Below are 1239 nucleotides of genomic sequence, written 5' to 3' on the forward strand. Positions count from 1 at the left end.
TTGCGGGGCATGCGTTCACCTCCGTTGTCGGGTCGGGCCGGGCGGTTGTGCCAATTCCGACGCAGCGACCCTAGCAGGAATCGGCTGGCTGGGACGCCTGCACAGACAACGAAAGAGGGGCGCGGAAAATTCCGCGCCCCTCTTTTGATTGTTGGTGGTCGTGGCTCAGCCGCGCTTGGCGTCGATCGAATAGGAGCCGGCGCCCGAGGAGGCCAGCAGGAGGAAGCCGCCCGCGATGGCGAGGTTCTTGAGAAACTGGATCATCTGCATCTGGTCAGCCCAACCGGTGTGGGCGACCAAGCCGGTAGCGACGGTGAAGATCGCGAGCACCCAGGCGACGATCCGGGTCTGGAAGCCGACGAGGATGGCGAGGCCGCCGAGAAGCTCGATCAGGCCGACGACAGTGGCCGTCACGGTCGGCAAAGGCAGGCCGAGGCTGCCGAAATAACCGGCCGTGCCGGCGATGGCGGTGAGCTTGCCGAAACCTGAAAGCAGGAAGATGACCGCGAGTAGGACGCGGCCGAGGAGGATGGTGGTCGAGGCATTGGACGTGCCGGAACCGGCGACTGAAGTGTTGATGGACATGGTGGTTCTCTCCGGGAGGGGTTGATACCGGTGAGATAGAGCACTCGGACTGTTCACCAAAGCCGCCAGAGTGGCGACACATTGTTCACAGTACTTACATTTCTGTGATCGGGCGGCTTGCGCAAAATTCGCGTCGGGTCAGATCGCGACGGTAGTAAATTCTCCCGTCGCGAAATGTCGGGTTTCTGGCTGACGCAATTCCGGACGGAAAACCGCAAGACACTTTTCCTGGAATTGCTTAACCCGGATGCGTCATGTCCTCCGGCCGCACCAGCCGGTCGTAATCGGCCTCGCTGACCAGCCCGGTGGCGAGCGCTTCCTCGCGCAGCGTGGTGCCCTTCTTGTGCGCGGTCTTGGCGATCTTGGCGGCATTGTCGTAGCCGATGGTCGGCGCCAGCGCGGTCACCAGCATCAGCGAGCGGTCGAGCGCCGCCTTGATGTTGTCTTCGCGCGCTTCGATGCCGACGACGCAATTGTCGGTGAAGGAGACCGAGGCGTCGGAGAGCAGCTGCACCGACTGCAGGAAGTTGTAAGCCATCAGCGGGTTGTAGACGTTGAGCTCGAAATGGCCCTGGCTGCCGGCGAAGGTGAGGGCAGCATTGTTGCCGAACACCTGCACGCAGACCTGGGTCATCGCCTCGCACTGGGTCGGAT

Annotated in this window: 1 protein-coding gene and 1 pseudogene; both read right to left on the bottom strand. The window is 62.6% G+C overall.

Going from position 1 to position 1239, the window contains the following annotated elements:
• Positions 1-165: 165 nt before the first annotated feature.
• The gene (locus tag EN935_RS36540; RefSeq protein ID WP_127263987.1) at positions 166-585 is read right to left on the bottom strand and encodes a DoxX family protein; all 420 of its coding nucleotides are present in this window, start codon (positions 583-585) and stop codon (positions 166-168) included.
• Between the two features lie 238 nt (positions 586-823).
• Positions 824-1239: pseudogene (fumC, locus tag EN935_RS36545) on the bottom strand (class II fumarate hydratase); the annotation flags it as partial.

This window comes from Mesorhizobium sp. M7D.F.Ca.US.004.03.1.1 (assembly GCF_003998635.1).
Taxonomy (GTDB): Bacteria; Pseudomonadota; Alphaproteobacteria; order Rhizobiales; family Rhizobiaceae; genus Mesorhizobium; species Mesorhizobium loti.

Bases quoted from the DNA above. Each gene is read 5' to 3' on its own strand.
- EN935_RS36540 (WP_127263987.1), bottom strand. From the start codon at position 585: ATGTCCATCAACACTTCAGTCGCCGGTTCCGGCACGTCCAATGCCTCG.